Origin of the sequence: Pseudomonas sp. BN417 (genome assembly GCF_029871205.1) — a bacterium.
In the GTDB taxonomy this organism is placed as follows: Bacteria; Pseudomonadota; Gammaproteobacteria; order Pseudomonadales; family Pseudomonadaceae; genus Metapseudomonas.
On sequence record NZ_SSOJ01000106.1, the window covers coordinates 42,130 to 56,059 of the forward strand.

Consider the following 13,930-nt stretch of genomic DNA (forward strand, 5'->3'; position numbering starts at 1 on the left):
CCGCGAAGCGGCCCGTAGGTTGGTGCGGGCCACGCTGGTCAGAGCGAAGCGAAGCCCAACGTCCCGATTACCACCTAATGTTTAGCCCGAGATAACCCAAAGATAGAAAAACCTGCATTTTATTCACCCATCCCGCCGTGCGAGCCTCCAGCGCATTCCAATAACACGGCTTTCCCTCATGGGTTGTTCCACTCCACATACCTCTCCGCTCGCCGCCCTGTCCCTCGGGCAGGTCCGTGCCGCGCGCCGAGCCCCCGGAGTGGCACCCACGGTCCAGTTCTCCCTCAAATGGGCCGTCAACCTCCTGATCTCCCTGCCGCTCGAACTCGCCTTCTGGGCGCTCTGGCATTGCCGCCACGCTCGTCCGCCGGATAGCACTCTCGCCTGATCCCCGGCCGCCACCGCAGCGGCCACCCCTCACCCAGAACGAGATTGTGTCCCTTGCCCCTGATGGCAAGGGCCTGTTTGTGTGCCCACGGGCACTAAAGAGAGCGCCATGAAATTTGCCAGCGTGCAGGAAGCCCGGGATTTCCTCGAGCAGAACCCGGACATCGACGCCTTCGAACTCTTCATCCTCGACGCCAACGGCGTTCCCCGTGGCAAGCTGCTGCACCGTGACGAACTGCTGGCCGTGTACGAAACCGGCCGTCCGTTGCCCAGCACCATCCTCGGCCTGACCATGCACGGCGAAGACGTGGAGAACTCCGGCCTGGTCTGGGACGTGGGCGATATCGACTGCCGCGCCTACCCGCTGGAAGGCAGCCTGGTGCGCCTGCCCTGGCGCAAGATGGCCACTGCCGCCGTGCAGGTCAGCATGCACCCGCAAGAGGGCATGCCCGCCGCCATCGCCGACCCGCGCCATGTGCTGATCGACGTGATCGAGCGCCTCAAGGCCGACGGCTACCACCCGGTGATGGCCTGCGAGCTGGAGTTCTACCTGCTCGACCAGAAGCGCGACGCCCAGGGCCGTCCGCAACCGGCGCTGGATGCCGACGGCAACCGCCCGCGCGGTACTCAGGTCTACGGCCTGCGCGAGCTGGAACAGATCGAACCCTTCCTTGCCGACCTCTACGCCGCCTGCAAGGCCCAGGGCATTCCGGCACGCACTGCCATCTCCGAATACGCGCCGGGCCAGGTGGAAATCACCCTGGAGCACGGCGACGCACTGGAAGCCATGGACCAGGCCGTGCGCTACAAGCGCCTGGTCAAGGGCGTGGCCCATGCCCATGGCATGCAGGCCTGCTTCATGGCCAAGCCCTTCGGCGACCTGGCCGGCACCGGTATGCACATGCACGTTAGCCTGGCCGACGCCGAAGGCCGCAACCAGTTCGCCAGCGAAGACCCTGCCGGCACCCCGCTGCTGCGCCAGGCAGTGGGCGGGATGCTCGCGAGCCTGCTGGATTCGCTGCTGTTGTTCTGCCCCAACGCCAACTCCTACCGCCGCTTCCAGGCCAACAGCTACGCGCCGTTGGCGCCGACCTGGGGTGTGGATAACCGCACTGTCAGCCTGCGCGTGCCCGGCGGGCCGGCCAACAGTCGGCACATCGAACACCGCATCTGCGGCGCCGACGCCAACCCCTATCTGGCCGCCGCCGCCATCCTCGCCGGTATCCACCGCGGCATCCGCGAGGGTCTCGACCCGGGCAACCCGGTGGAAGGCAACGGCTACGCCCAAGCCAAGGAGCTGCTGCCCACCGACTGGCTCACTTCGCTCCGTGCCCTGGAACAATCCAGCTGGGCGCGCGACGCCTTCGGCACGGCCTTCCTCGGCGTCTACCTGGCCGTGAAGCGCGCCGAGTACCGGCAGTTCATGGCCGAGGTCGGCGAGCAGGACTGGAGCTGGTACCTGACCCAGGCCTGAACCTGATTTTCGTATTGATTCGAGGCTGCTCTTGTAGGGGCGAATTCATTCGCCACAGCAGGCCGAAGGCTTGCCCTGACGGACTCGTGCATTTCCAAAGGATTCCTCCATGACCGCTGCATTCAAACACCCGCTGCCCGCCCCCGAGCGCGCGCCGTCCTATTACTCCGCGAGCCTCAACGAGGAGACCGCCTATCCCACGCTGGAAGGCGAGGTGAGCGTCGATATCGCCATCATCGGCGGCGGCTTCACCGGCGTCGCCACGGCCGTGGAAATGGCCGAGCGCGGCTACAAGGTGGCGCTGGTGGAGACCCACAAGATCGGCTGGGGCGCCACCGGCCGCAACGGAGGTCAGGTCACCGGCAGCCTTTCCGGCGATGCCGCCATGCGCAAGCAGATGAGCCGCCATATGGGTGCGGAGGTGGACGATTTCATCTGGTACCTGCGCTGGCGTGGCCACGAGATCATCAAGAACCGCGTGGCGAAATACGGCATCCAGTGCGACCTCAAGCACGGCCATCTGCACGCGGCGATGAAGCCCTCGCACATGGACGAACTGAAAGCCTCCCATGAAGAAGCGGTGCGCCGTGGCATGGGCGACGAAGTGACCCTGCTGGACGCCGCCGGCGTGCGTGCGCACCTGGATTCCGACCTCTATGTCGGCGCCATCAAGAACACCCGCAACATGCACCTGCACCCGCTCAACCTGTGCATCGGCGAAGCCAAGGCCGCCGCCAGCCTGGGGGCGCTTATCTTCGAGCATTCGGAAGTGCAGGACATCATCCACGGCGACCGTCCGGCGGTGATCACCACCCGGGGCCGGATCAACGCCCAGCAGGTGCTGCTGGCCGGCGACGTCTACCACAAGCTGGAGCGCAAGCAGCTCAAAGGCATGATCTTCCCGGCCATGGGTGGCATCGTCACCACCAAGCCGCTGGGCGACCTGGCCAAGGAGATCAACCCCCAGGACCTGGCCGTCTACGATTGCCGCTTCGTCCTCGACTACTACCGCATGACCGGCGACGGCCGCCTGCTGTTCGGCGGCGGCGCCAACTACTCCGGGCGCGACTCCCGCGATATCGCCGCCGAACTGCGGCCCTGCATCGAGCGCACCTTCCCCAGGCTCAAGGGCGTGGAGATCGACTTCAAGTGGAGCTGCGCCATGGGCATCGTGATGAACCGCATCCCACAGCTGGGCAAGCTGTCGAAGAACGTCTGGTATTGCCAGGGCTACTCCGGCCACGGCGTGGCCACTACCCACATCATGGGCGAGGTCATGGCCAACGCCATGAGCGGCAGCCTGGAGAAGTTCGACACCTTCGCCCGCTGCCAGCACATCCGCGTGCCCCTGAGCGAGCGCCTGGGCAACCACATGCTGGCGCTGGGCATGTGGTACTACCAGATGCTGGAGAAGCTGCGCTGACCGATTTTGTTGTGCGTCCTTACACAGCCGGCCTCGCGCCGGCTTCTTTTTGTGGGGGCGATTTCAATCGCTAAGCAGGCCGCAGGCCTGCCCTGAGCGTTTCAGGGGTCGCTTCGCGAATGAATTCCCTCCCACAGCTAAGAGCCCACAAACAAAAAGCCCCGCATGGGCGGGGCTTCTCGAAAAGGCGCCGATTACAGATCGAAGTCGTAATCGTTAAGCTGCTTCTGCAGGCGCCGTTCTTCGAGGTAGTTGTCGATGATGCGGCGCTTGGTCAGGTTGGTTTTCGCGGTTTCTGCGGGGGCTTCCGAATCCTCGGCATCCTCGGAAACGAATTCTTCTTCGAGCTCGATTTCGTCTTTGGCTGTGCTCATAAGGGTCACTCCACAAAGCGGGGCGCTATTGGCGCACCTTATAACTGCAAAGCCAGGGTCGGTAAAAAAGATTTTTTCAATCGGATACCTGAGTGAATCAATAGGTTATCAATCGTCGGAAGTCTTCGCCTTGTACTCGCACAGGTCCTCGATGCGGCAGGCGCCACAACGTGGTTTTCGCGCCACGCAAACGTAGCGGCCATGCAGGATCAGCCAGTGGTGGGCATCCAGCAGGAATTCTTTTGGTACGAACTTCAGCAGCTTCTTCTCCACCTCCAGCACGTTCTTGCCGGGGGCGATGCCGGTGCGATTGCTGACCCTGAAGATGTGCGTATCCACCGCCATGGCCGGTTGGCGGAAGGCGGTGTTGAGCACTACGTTGGCGGTCTTGCGGCCGACCCCGGGCAGGGCTTCGAGGTCTTCGCGGTTGTCCGGTACCTGGCTGCTGTGCTTCTCGATCAGGATGCGGCAGGTCTCGATGACGTTCTTGGCCTTGCTGTTGTAGAGGCCGATGGTCTTGATGTACTCGGACAGCCCCTCGACACCCAGGGCATGGATGGCTTCCGGGGTGTTGGCCACCGGGTACAGCTTGGCCGTGGCCTTGTTCACGCCCACGTCAGTGGCCTGGGCGGAGAGGATGACCGCGATCAGCAGCTCGAAGGGCGTGCTGTAGGCCAGTTCGGTGGTGGGGTTGGGGTCGTCGTCGTGGAGGCGGCGGAAGATTTCGTAGCGTTTCGCGGCGTTCATCTGGAGTCAGCTGTCTGGTTGGTCAGGCGGCGCCAAAGCGCCAGTAGCGTACCTAGCAGGATAAAGGCTCCGGGCGCCAGGGCGAACAGGGGAATGCCGTCAGCGCCGAACTGGAGGGTCCAGGGCAATGCGGCCTGTCCCAGCAGCCAGTCGAAATGGGCGAACAGGCTGGCGTGGCCCAGGGCTTCGCGCAGGGCACCCAGCAGCAGGGCGAGCAGGGCGAAGGTGAGACCTGCGCGCAGGCCGTCGAAGGGGCCTGTGGACTCCTCGCCGGCCAGTTGCAGGCAGGGCAGTACCAGCAGGTAGAGATAAGGGCCGAAGGCGCGTTGCAGCTCGAAGGCACCAGCTTGCATCAGCAGGTTCGCCAGGCTGGCCAGCAGGCCGGCCAGCAGCAGGGCGCCCAACCAGTAGCCGACGCCGTCCAGATGCCGGCGCAGGATGGGCAAGGCCAGGCCGAAGAGCAGCAGCAGGGGCAGGCCGGCCAGGGCCAGGCCGAGGCCTTTCACCAGCAGGTCGGTGGCGCCCACCAGCAGCGCCAGGCCCATCAGGCCAAGGTGGTGGGTATTCATGGCGAGGCCTGCCCGGCGCTGCCCAGCAGCTGTTGGCGGTGGCCGTCGAAGAATTGCAGCGCGTGCTGGGTGGCGCTGACCACGGCGCGGGAGGTGATGGTGGCGCCGGCGATCTGGTCGAACTGGCCGTTGTCGGCCTTCACCCGCCATTCCGCTTCCGGGTGACCGGCCAGGGAGGCGTCGGTGAATGTCCGCAGCCAGGGGCTGCGCGCCGGCTCCATGCGGTCGCCTATGCCAGGGGTTTCCCGGTGGCCGAGGACTTTCATGGCCAGCAGCCGGCCATCCGGGCGGATGGCCAGCAGCAGGCGGATCGGGCCTTCGTAGCCTTTGGCGGTGGCGGGTAGCAGCACCGCGACCGGAACGCCTTCGCGTGTGGCCAGCCAGGCGGAAGGCGGGGGCGGGCTGCCCAGCAACTCGCTGGGTGGCAGGGGGATGGGCCGGGTCAGCGGATGGTTGTCGTAGCTGCCGGCGGGGAGCAGGTCGAGCAGGGCGCGCTCGTCGGCGGCCTGGCGCCCGGCCTCGATACGCCCGGCCAGCAACTGGTTGGCGGCGACCAGCAGCGCCAGGCCGAGGCCCGCGAGCAGGGCCAGGATCGCCACGGTGCGGCCCTTCATGGCTGCGCTTCCTGGTCGCGCATGGCGAGTCGGTCAAGCGTCGGCACCAGCAGGTTCATCAGCAGCACGGCGAAGGCGACGCCGTCGGCGTAGCCGCCCCAGGTACGGATCAGATAGACCAGCAGGCCCGCGCCAACGCCGAACAGCAGGCGGGCGCGGTCGCTGCCGGCGCCGGAGACCGGCTCGGTGGCGATGAAGAAGGCGCCGAGCATGGTGGCGCCGCTGAACAGATGGAACAGCGGCGAGCCGTTGGAGTCCGAGCCCGAACCGTTCCAGCAGAGCAGGCTGATGACGAAGAGGCTGGCGAGGAACCCCGTAGGCGTATGCCAGCGGATCACCTTGCGTTGCAGCAGCAACAGGCCGCCGAGGAGGAAGCCCAGGTTGACCCACTCCGCGCCGCGCCCGCCGAAACCACCGAAGGCAGGGTGGCCGCTGAAGAGTTCATCCACGGTCAGGCGGTCGTTGTGCTTGAGGCTGTCCAGGGCGGTGGCCTGGCTCCAGCCATCCACCAGCCCGTCACCGAAACCCACGACCTGCTGCAGGGCATCGAGCAGGCCCGTGTGCTGGCCGGGCGCGGGCCACTGGTTGAGCTGCCCCGGGAAGGCGACCAGCGCCAGGGCATAGCCGAGCATGGCGGGGTTGAGCGGGTTCTGGCCGAAGCCGCCGAACAGGGCCTTGCCGAAGAGGATGGCGAAGGCGCAGGCGCAGGCCGTCAGCCACCAGGGCGAGTAGGGCGGCAGGGCCAGGGCCAGCAGGGTGGCGCTGACCAGGGCGCTGCCTTCGCCCAGCAGCGGCTGGTTGAAAAGCGCCGTGTCCGGCACTGCGGGCTGGTGGCGCAGGCGGCGCACCAGGGCCTCGCAGGCGAGGACGACGGGAATGGCCACCAGCAGTTGCAGCAGGCTGCCCCAGCCGTACTGCCAGAACAGCGCCAGCAGGCCCGGCAGGCAGGCGACCAGCACCAGCTGCATGCTGGGTCGCGGGTCGAAGGCCGGGCGCGTGGTCATGGCCGGCGGTCGCTAGCGCTGGTCATCGAGGGCTCGCTCGGCCTTGGCCAGGCGCTCGCGGGCCTGGGCCAGGGTGGCCGGGTCGGTGCCGGCCTGGCGCTCCAGCTTGCTGAGGTCGGCGCGGGCGTAGGCCAGTTCGGTTTTCAGGGCGCGCATGGCCGGGTCCACCGGGCGTTTGTCGATGCGTTGCAGGTTCGGCGGCTGCTTGCCGGAGGCGTCTTCGGCGGCGTGCAGGGCCTGTTCCGCGTCGGCCAGGGCTTTGCGCAGCGGCGCCAGTTCCGCTTCGCTCGCACCGCGTTGCTCTGCGCCCTTGAGTTCGGCACGGCGGCTGGCGAGGGCGATCTTGGCCTGCTTGAGGCGAGCTTCGCCGGCACTGGGTGTCGACGCCGCCGGGGTGCCCTGGCAGGCGTCCAGGCGTTGCTGGGCCTGTTCGACGGCGGCGCGCAATTCTGCCAACTGGGCCTGCTGTTCGGCGCTCGGGGTTTCACCGAAGGCCTTCTCGGCCTTGCTCAGCTGGGCGCGGCTCATGGCGGCGGCGATCTTCGCCTGTTTGAGGGCGGCTTCGTCCACCTGCGGGGCCGGCGCCTCCATGGCCGTCTTGAGTGCGGCCTGGGCCTTGTCGTTGGCGGCACGCAGCTCGGCGACCTGGGCCTGGAGGTCCGAGGTGCCGTAGATCTCCAGCTGAGTTTCAGCCTTCTTCAGCGCCACCTGGGCCATGGCGGCCTCGATCTTCAGGCGCTTCTGCTGGTCGCTGAGGCTGGGAGCGGCGGCCTTCTGCGCCTTGACCCGCTCGATGGCGGCCTGGACAGGGTCCAGCGGTGCGGCAGTGGCTTGCTGGGGCTGGGCCTGGGCCTGGGCCGCGCGGGCAGCACGGGCTTCGCGCTCGGCCTGGCGACGGGCTTCGTCACGGGCGAGGCGGGCGTTGCGGAATTCGAAGCGCTCGCGGAACTGGTCGGCGCGCTGACGCTGGGCACCGGCAGCCGGCTCGGCCAGCGGCAGGATGTCGATGCAGTCCACCGGGCAGGGCGCCACGCAGAGCTCGCAGCCGGTGCACTCGTCGCTGATGACGGTGTGCATCTGCTTGGCGGCGCCGACGATGGCGTCCACCGGGCAGGCCTGGATGCACTTGGTGCAGCCGATGCATTCGGCTTCGCGGATAAAGGCGATCTGCGGCGGCACCGGGCCGTTGGGCGCATCCAGGGGCAGCGGCTGGACGTGCAGCAGGTCGGCCAGGGCGATGATGGTGGCGGTGCCGCCGGGCGGACACTTGTTGATGGCTTCGCCCTGGGCGATGCCTTCGGCGTAGGGCTTGCAGCCGGGGTGGCCGCACTTGCCGCATTGGGTCTGCGGCAGCAGGGCGTCGATGCGCTGGATCAGGGCCTGGTTCATTGCGCCCCCATGCCGTTGAAGCCGAGGAAGGCCAGGCCCATCAGGCCGGCGCAGATCAGCAGCATGGGGGTACCACGGAAGGGAGCCGGCACATCGGTTTCCTCCACTTGCTGTAGCAGGTCGTCGAACAGCCTGAGCACCAGCCAGAAGCCGAATCCACCGCCAATGCCCAGGCTCAGGGCGGCGGCGAAACCGCCTGCGCTGCCCAGCAGCATGGCGCCCAGGGCCGCGCCGTTGGCCAGCAGCAAGGGCCAGAGGCCGTCCCGTGGCAGGGCAGGGCGCAGCCGGCTAAGCAACTGCAGGCATAGCCAGGCGAGCGGCGCCAGCAGCGGCAGGAAGAAGAACAGGCGCAGCTGGCCGAGGCCCAGCGGGGCGAGCAGGAACTGGTCGAGCAGCCAGGCGAACGGCGTGCCCAGGGCGATCAGCGCGCCGCCGGCCAGGGCCAGGGCCTGGCTGCGAGGCTGGCGCAGGCTGTCGGCGCCCAGGGGCAGGCCAAGAAGCAGGTTGTTGACCAGGGCTGCGCCGAGCAACGTGAGGATGAATTCGATCATGGCCGCACAGGGGCAGGGAGAATGCTTGGAAGTCTAGCGTGCGGGAGCGGTTGGGCCGCTCCCGCATGGCTCTTACTTGACCCGCTGACCCGGCTTGGCGCCGCTGTCGGGGCTGAGCAGGTAGATTTCCTCGCCACCGGGACCGGCGGCCAGGACCATGCCTTCGGAGACGCCGAACTTCATCTTGCGCGCCGCCAGGTTGGCGACGTACAGCGTGAGGCGGCCTTCCAGCTTGCTCGGGTCCGGGTAGGCGCTCTTGATGCCGGAGAAGACGTTGCGCTTGGCGTCGCCGATATCCAGGGACAGGCGCAGCAGCTTGTCGGCACCTTCGACGAACTCGGCCTTCTCGATCAGCGCGATGCGCAGGTCGACGGCGGCGAAGGTGTCGAAGGCGATTTCCGCCGCCAGCGGGTCCTTCGCCAGTTCGCCGTTGCCCTTGGGGGCGGAGGCGGCGGCCAGGTCTTCCTTGGAGGCGGCGACCATGGCGTCGATCTTCGCCGGCTCGATGCGTGTCATCAGCGGGTTGAACGGGTTCAGCTGATGATCGGCGAGCAGCACCTTGTGGTCGTCCCAGGTCAGCGGGGCGACGTTGAGGAAAGCCTCGGCGTCGGCGGCCAGCTTCGGCAGTACCGGCTTGAGGAAGATCACCAGTTGGCGGAACAGGTTGACGCCAGCGGCGCACACGGCCTGGACCTCGGCCTGCTTGCCTTCCTGCTTGGCCAGGGCCCAGGGGGCCTTGTCGGCGATATAGGCGTTGGCGCGGTCGGCCAGGGCCATGATTTCGCGCATGGCGCGGGCGAAATCGCGGTTTTCATAGGCTTCGACGATGCCGGGGGCAGCCGCGCGGAACTCGTCGAACAGCTCTGGCGCGGCGTTCTCCGCTACCAGCTTGCCGGCGTTGCCCTTGTGGATAAAGCCGGCGCAACGGCTGGCGATGTTGACCACCTTGCCCACCAGGTCGGAGTTGACCTTCTGCACGAAGTCCTCGAGGTTCAGGTCGAGGTCGTCGACGCCGCGGCCGAGCTTGGACGCGTAGTAGTAGCGCAGGTATTCCGGGCTCAGGTGGTCGAGGTAGGTGCGTGCCTTGATGAAGGTGCCGCGGGACTTGGACATCTTCTGTCCATTCACCGTCAGGTAGCCGTGCACGTTGAGCGCGGTCGGCTTGCGGTAGCCGGCGCCTTCGAGCATGGCGGGCCAGAACAGGGCGTGGAAGTTGACGATGTCCTTGCCGATGAAGTGGTACAGCTCGGCGGTGGAATCCTTGTTCCAGAAGGCGTCGAAGTCCAGTTCCGGACGGCGCGCGCAGAGGTTCTGGAAGCTGGCCATGTAGCCGATGGGGGCGTCCAGCCAGACGTAGAAGTATTTGCCGGGGGCGTCCGGGATCTCGAAGCCGAAGTAGGGCGCGTCACGGCTGATGTCCCACTCCTGCAGGCCGGCATCCAGCCATTCGGCGATCTTGTTGGCCACCGACTCCTGCAGCGCACCGCCGCGGGTCCACTCCTTCAGCATGGCGTCGAAGTTCGGCAGCTTGAAGAAGTAGTGCAGCGACTCCTTGAGCACCGGGGTGGCGCCGGAAATGGCCGACTTGGGATTCTTCAGCTCGGTGGGCGAATAGGTCGCGCCGCAGGATTCGCAGTTGTCACCGTACTGGTCTTCGGTGCCGCATTTCGGGCAGGTGCCCTTGATGAAGCGGTCGGCCAGGAACATTTCCTTTTCCGGGTCGAAGTACTGGGTCACCGGGCGGGTGCCGATGTGGCCGGCGTCGCGCAGCTTGGTGTAGATGCTGCTGGAGAGGACGCGGTTCTCTTCCGAGTGGGTCGAGTAGTAGTTGTCGAAGTCCACCAGGAAGTCGGCGAAATCGGTGGTGTGCTCGGCACGCACGTTGTCGATCAGCTGCTCGGAGGTGATGCCCTCCTTCTCGGCGCGCAGCATGATGGCCGAGCCGTGGGCGTCGTCGGCGCAGACGTAGATGGCCTGATTGCCGCGCATCTTCTGGAAGCGCACCCAGATATCGGTCTGGATGTACTCGACCATATGCCCAAGGTGGATGGACCCGTTGGCATAGGGGAGGGCGCTTGTCACGAGGATCTTGCGGGGCTCGGTCATGGTGCTCGGCTACCGGATACGAAACAAAAGGGAAGTCGGCAACTATATAGGCCTGGCGCGATTTTTTCACGTCCGGAGGACCCAGCGGCCGGGCGGTCGGTTAGGATAGCCACCTGATTTGCTCGGTTATTCTTTGGAGCCCTGCCATGAGCACCGTTACCCGCGCACAGGTCGAAGCCACCCTGCGCCAGTTCACCGATCCCCATCTCGACCAGGACCCGGTCAGCGCCGGTTGTCTGCGTGAAGTCGACATCCAGGGCGGCAAAGTCCGCGTGCGTCTGGAGCTCGGTTATGCCGCCGGGCTGTTCAAGGCCGGCTGGGCGCAGATGCTGAAGATGGCGCTGGAGAACCTGGATGGCGTGGCCAGCGCCGAGGTGCAGGTGGACTGCGTGATCGGCGCGCACAAGGCCCAGGACCAGGTGCCGGCCCTGACCAACGTGAAGAACATCATCGCCGTGGCCTCCGGCAAGGGCGGCGTGGGCAAGTCCACCACCGCGGCCAACCTGGCCCTGGCGCTGGCCCGCGAGGGCGCGCGGGTGGGCATCCTCGATGCCGATATCTACGGTCCCAGCCAGGGCATCATGTTCGGCATCCCGGACGGTACGCGGCCCAAGGTGCGCGACCAGAAGTTCTTCGTGCCCCTGGAGGCCCATGGTGTCGAGGTCATGTCCATGGCCTTCCTCACCGACGAGAACACCCCGGTGGTCTGGCGCGGGCCGATGGTGTCCGGTGCGCTGATCCAGCTGATCACCCAGACCGCCTGGGACAACCTCGACTACCTGGTAGTGGATATGCCGCCGGGTACCGGCGACATCCAGCTGACCCTGGCGCAGAAGGTGCCGGTGGCTGGCGCGGTGATCGTCACCACGCCGCAGGATCTGGCCCTGCTGGACGCCAAGAAGGGCGTGGAGATGTTCCGCAAGGTCAATATCCCCGTGCTGGGCGTGGTGGAGAACATGGCCGTGCACATCTGTTCCAACTGCGGCCACGCCGAGCACCTGTTCGGCGAAGGCGGTGGCGAGAAGCTGGCTGCCCAGTATGGCGTCGAGCTGCTGGCGTCCCTGCCGCTGTCCATGGCGATCCGTCTGCAGTCCGATGGCGGCAAGCCCACCACCATCGCCGATCCGGAAAGCCAGATCGCCATGATCTACCAGCAGATGGCCCGCTGCGTCGGCGCGCGCATCTCGCTGTCCGAGCAGGCCGCCGTCGCCATGCCGAACATCACTGTCAGCGACGACTGACGGCCCGGCCATCCGGCGGGGCCTTTGCCGAGGCTTCCGCCGGACTGTAAGATTCGCCGTCATTTTTCAGCCCCTGACAGGACAGCCGCCATGAGCATCAAATCGGACAAGTGGATTCGCCGCATGGCACAGGAACACGGGATGATCGAGCCGTACGTCGAGCGCCAGGTGCGCGGCGCGGACGCGAACCGCGTGATTTCCTACGGGGTGTCCAGCTACGGCTACGACGTGCGCTGCGCCGACGAGTTCAAGGTGTTCACCAACATCTACTCGGCGGTGGTGGACCCGAAGAACTTCGACGAGAAGAGCTTCGTCGACATCAAGAGCGATGTCTGCATCATCCCGCCGAACTCCTTCGCCCTGGCCCGCACGGTCGAGTATTTCCGCATTCCCCGCGATGTGCTGACCATCTGCCTGGGCAAGAGCACCTACGCGCGCTGCGGCATCATCGTCAACGTGACCCCGCTGGAGCCGGAGTGGGAAGGCCACGTAACCCTGGAGTTCTCCAACACCACCAACCTGCCGGCGAAGATTTACGCCAATGAAGGCGTGGCGCAGATGCTTTTCCTGCAGTCGGACGAAGCCTGCGAAGTGTCGTACAAGGACCGTGGCGGCAAGTACCAGGGCCAGACCGGGGTGACCCTGCCCCGTACCTGAGGCCATTCGGGAATGAAAAAGCCGGGCAGATGCCCGGCTTTTTTGTGCGCGCAGATAAAGCCGTAGGGTGGACCACGCTTCACCGGTCCACCGGCTCTCCCGCCGGTTGGCAACGAGGCTTCCTGAACCCTCGAATGGTGGAAATCCGCTTCGTGGATTTCCACCCTTGTATCTCGACTATCGCTCTGTGATGGGGCGATAGTTCCCGACTGATCATCGGGGGAGGGTCAGGAAGCCGTTTCCACCCTAAGGCCTCGAGCCAGCAACGTAGATAGTGCTCCTGCCCTCCACACTCACTCGAATAGCTCGAACGGTATCCAGAGCCCACCTCAGGTGAGAGCTCGCATTCACAAGGTCGTGCCGAGTGCAGTGATGATCCTTCTGGAGAGATTGAGGAGTTCGCATGTCCGGCATCGTTGGCATTGACATTGCCAAGCACAGTTTCGATATCGCCACCCAGCAGGCCAACGGCAAGTACCGCACCAAAGCCAAGCTGGCCAATAGCGCGGCGGGTTTTCAGGTACTGCAGGAGTGGCTGCTCAAATACAGCGAACCAGGGGCCTGGATCGTGATGGAGGCCACGGGGACCTACCACGAGGCGCTGGCCGAATACTTCCATGGCTTGGGCTACCGGGTTTGCGTGACCAATCCGGCGCAGATTGCCCTCTATGCCCGCAGCCAACTGCAACGGGTGAAGACGGACCAGGTCGATGCCAAGCTGATTGCCGACTATGGCGCCCGGCACGTGGACGAGTTGCGTGCCTGGCGGCCCGAACCGCCGGCCATCCGCCGCCTGCGGGCCCTGGTACGGCGCCTGCAGGACCTCCAGGAGATTGCCCAGATGGAGCGCAATCGCTTGGACGTCGCCGATGTCAGTGTGCAGGACTCGATTCGTTCGGTGCTGCAACACATCGAACAGCAGATCGCCGAAACCTTGAAGGCGATTCAGGCGCACATTGACGACGATCCCGATTTACGGGGTAAGCGCGACTTGCTGACCAGTATCGACGGCGTCGCGGACAAGACTGCGGCCCTGCTTCTGGCCGAGCTGGGAGACCCGCTGCAATTCAAGAATGCCCGGGCCATCACGGCGTTTGCCGGGCTGAATCCGCAGCTGCGGGAGTCCGGCACCCAAAAGGCCTACGCCTGCATTTCCCGGATGGGCTCCAGCCGACTCCGCGCGGGTCTCTACATGCCGGCCATCGTTGCGCTGACCCACAACCCGGCGATCAAAGCGCTGGGACAACGCCTGCGAAGTCGAGGCAAGGCCGGGAAGCAGATCGTCTGCGCCGCGATGCGCAAGCTGCTGCACATCGCTTATGGCGTCCTGAAATCGGGCCAGCCTTTCGATGCAAAACTGGCCCTTGCGCACTAGGTTCCAAGACGGTATCTAC

At 65.9% G+C, this 13,930-nt stretch carries 13 protein-coding genes; 5 read left to right on the forward strand and 8 right to left on the reverse strand.

Annotated elements, in window-relative coordinates; genetic code table 11:
- Nucleotides 1-496 precede the first annotated feature (496 nt).
- Nucleotides 497-1,861: a glutamine synthetase family protein gene (locus E8F11_RS13020; protein WP_280289231.1), complete on the forward strand. Its 1,365-nt coding sequence runs from the start codon at nt 497-499 to the stop codon at nt 1,859-1,861.
- A gap of 109 nt (nt 1,862-1,970) precedes the next feature.
- Nucleotides 1,971-3,284: an FAD-binding oxidoreductase gene (locus tag E8F11_RS13025; protein ID WP_280289232.1), complete on the forward strand. Its 1,314-nt coding sequence runs from the start codon at nt 1,971-1,973 to the stop codon at nt 3,282-3,284.
- Between the two features lie 194 nt (nt 3,285-3,478).
- On the opposite strand, the gene E8F11_RS13030 is transcribed toward E8F11_RS13025, so the two are convergent.
- From E8F11_RS13030 to metG, 8 genes are all read right to left on the reverse strand, one after another.
- Complete coding sequence (locus tag E8F11_RS13030; protein ID WP_280289233.1) at nt 3,479-3,658, reverse strand: hypothetical protein; 180 nt, start codon at nt 3,656-3,658, stop codon at nt 3,479-3,481.
- 108 nt (nt 3,659-3,766) lie between these two features.
- The gene (gene nth, locus E8F11_RS13035; protein ID WP_280289234.1) at nt 3,767-4,405 is read right to left on the reverse strand and encodes an endonuclease III; all 639 of its coding nucleotides are present in this window, start codon (nt 4,403-4,405) and stop codon (nt 3,767-3,769) included.
- Entirely contained in the window at nt 4,402-4,974 is a 573-nt protein-coding gene (locus E8F11_RS13040; protein ID WP_280289235.1) for an Rnf-Nqr domain containing protein, read from the reverse strand. The genes nth and E8F11_RS13040 overlap by 4 nt, the downstream gene beginning before the upstream one ends.
- Nucleotides 4,971-5,588, reverse strand: a complete 618-nt coding sequence (locus E8F11_RS13045; RefSeq protein WP_280289236.1) for an RnfABCDGE type electron transport complex subunit G — start codon at nt 5,586-5,588, stop codon at nt 4,971-4,973. The genes E8F11_RS13040 and E8F11_RS13045 overlap by 4 nt, the downstream gene beginning before the upstream one ends.
- On the reverse strand, nt 5,585-6,592 hold the full coding sequence (locus tag E8F11_RS13050) for an RnfABCDGE type electron transport complex subunit D (protein WP_280289237.1): 1,008 nt from the start codon (nt 6,590-6,592) through the stop codon (nt 5,585-5,587). Before E8F11_RS13050 ends, E8F11_RS13045 begins: the two co-directional genes overlap by 4 nt.
- Nucleotides 6,593-6,604: 12 nt before the next feature.
- Nucleotides 6,605-7,981 carry an electron transport complex subunit RsxB gene (gene rsxB / locus E8F11_RS13055; protein WP_280289238.1) on the reverse strand — a complete coding sequence of 459 codons (1,377 nt, stop codon included), beginning with the start codon at nt 7,979-7,981 and terminating at the stop codon, nt 6,605-6,607.
- Complete coding sequence (locus E8F11_RS13060) at nt 7,978-8,532, reverse strand: Rnf-Nqr domain containing protein (protein WP_280289239.1); 555 nt, start codon at nt 8,530-8,532, stop codon at nt 7,978-7,980. The genes rsxB and E8F11_RS13060 overlap by 4 nt, the downstream gene beginning before the upstream one ends.
- Before the next feature lie 72 nt (nt 8,533-8,604).
- A complete protein-coding gene (gene metG, locus E8F11_RS13065) occupies nt 8,605-10,638 on the reverse strand; it encodes a methionine--tRNA ligase (protein ID WP_280289240.1) in 2,034 nt (677 codons plus the stop codon).
- Nucleotides 10,639-10,784: 146 nt separating this feature from the next.
- On the opposite strand from metG, the gene apbC reads away from it, so the two are divergent.
- The 3 genes from apbC to E8F11_RS13080 all read left to right on the forward strand — a co-directional run bounded on the left by apbC (nt 10,785) and on the right by E8F11_RS13080 (nt 13,911).
- Entirely contained in the window at nt 10,785-11,879 is a 1,095-nt protein-coding gene (gene apbC / locus E8F11_RS13070) for an iron-sulfur cluster carrier protein ApbC (protein WP_280289241.1), read from the forward strand.
- 90 nt (nt 11,880-11,969) lie between these two features.
- On the forward strand, nt 11,970-12,536 hold the full coding sequence (dcd, locus tag E8F11_RS13075; RefSeq protein ID WP_280289242.1) for a dCTP deaminase: 567 nt from the start codon (nt 11,970-11,972) through the stop codon (nt 12,534-12,536).
- Between the two features lie 403 nt (nt 12,537-12,939).
- Nucleotides 12,940-13,911 (forward strand): IS110 family transposase, encoded by a 972-nt coding sequence (locus tag E8F11_RS13080; protein ID WP_280287409.1) that lies wholly within the window; start codon nt 12,940-12,942, stop codon nt 13,909-13,911.
- Nucleotides 13,912-13,930 lie beyond the last annotated feature (19 nt).

What these genes read in the sequence shown, in the direction of transcription:
- E8F11_RS13030 (WP_280289233.1), bottom strand. Translation starts at nt 3,658, where the DNA reads ATGAGCACAGCCAAAGACGAAATCGAGCTCGAAGAAGAATTCGTTTCC.
- E8F11_RS13025 (WP_280289232.1), top strand. Translation starts at nt 1,971, where the DNA reads ATGACCGCTGCATTCAAACACCCGCTGCCCGCCCCCGAGCGCGCGCCG.
- E8F11_RS13060 (WP_280289239.1), bottom strand. Translation starts at nt 8,532, where the DNA reads ATGATCGAATTCATCCTCACGTTGCTCGGCGCAGCCCTGGTCAACAAC.
- E8F11_RS13045 (WP_280289236.1), bottom strand. Translation starts at nt 5,588, where the DNA reads ATGAAGGGCCGCACCGTGGCGATCCTGGCCCTGCTCGCGGGCCTCGGC.
- E8F11_RS13080 (WP_280287409.1), top strand. Translation starts at nt 12,940, where the DNA reads ATGTCCGGCATCGTTGGCATTGACATTGCCAAGCACAGTTTCGATATC.
- dcd (WP_280289242.1), top strand. Translation starts at nt 11,970, where the DNA reads ATGAGCATCAAATCGGACAAGTGGATTCGCCGCATGGCACAGGAACAC.
- E8F11_RS13040 (WP_280289235.1), bottom strand. Translation starts at nt 4,974, where the DNA reads ATGAATACCCACCACCTTGGCCTGATGGGCCTGGCGCTGCTGGTGGGC.
- apbC (WP_280289241.1), top strand. Translation starts at nt 10,785, where the DNA reads ATGAGCACCGTTACCCGCGCACAGGTCGAAGCCACCCTGCGCCAGTTC.
- nth (WP_280289234.1), bottom strand. Translation starts at nt 4,405, where the DNA reads ATGAACGCCGCGAAACGCTACGAAATCTTCCGCCGCCTCCACGACGAC.
- E8F11_RS13020 (WP_280289231.1), top strand. Translation starts at nt 497, where the DNA reads ATGAAATTTGCCAGCGTGCAGGAAGCCCGGGATTTCCTCGAGCAGAAC.
- E8F11_RS13050 (WP_280289237.1), bottom strand. Translation starts at nt 6,592, where the DNA reads ATGACCACGCGCCCGGCCTTCGACCCGCGACCCAGCATGCAGCTGGTG.
- metG (WP_280289240.1), bottom strand. Translation starts at nt 10,638, where the DNA reads ATGACCGAGCCCCGCAAGATCCTCGTGACAAGCGCCCTCCCCTATGCC.
- rsxB (WP_280289238.1), bottom strand. Translation starts at nt 7,981, where the DNA reads ATGAACCAGGCCCTGATCCAGCGCATCGACGCCCTGCTGCCGCAGACC.